A 228-nucleotide genomic window follows, 5' to 3' on the forward strand; every position below is an offset into this window, starting at 1 on the left:
GTCGTCGAGCGCCGACCACGCGCGTGTGCCGGTGCGCTTGTCGTACGCGACGATGGAGTTGCCGTTGCTTCCACCCGGCAGCACGACGACTGTGTCGTCCACGATGAGCGGGGCTGCCGCCATACCCCACTGAAGGTTCGACGCGCGCGCATCCTGGAGGATGTTGGTCCGCCAGAGCATGTTGCCGGTCTCTTCGTCGAGGGCTCTGAGCTCCCCCTCGCCTCCGAG

At 67.1% G+C, this 228-nt stretch carries 1 protein-coding gene; it reads right to left on the bottom strand.

Features of this window, described 5'->3' with window-relative positions; genetic code table 11:
* Window positions 1-228 (bottom strand): outer membrane protein assembly factor BamB family protein (locus tag ACSV5T_RS10530; protein WP_438321126.1); only part of this gene is annotated, 228 nt, incomplete at both ends.

This window comes from Veillonella sp. ZSJB6, from assembly GCF_051549505.1.
Taxonomy (GTDB): domain Bacteria; phylum Bacillota; class Negativicutes; order Veillonellales; family Veillonellaceae; genus Veillonella.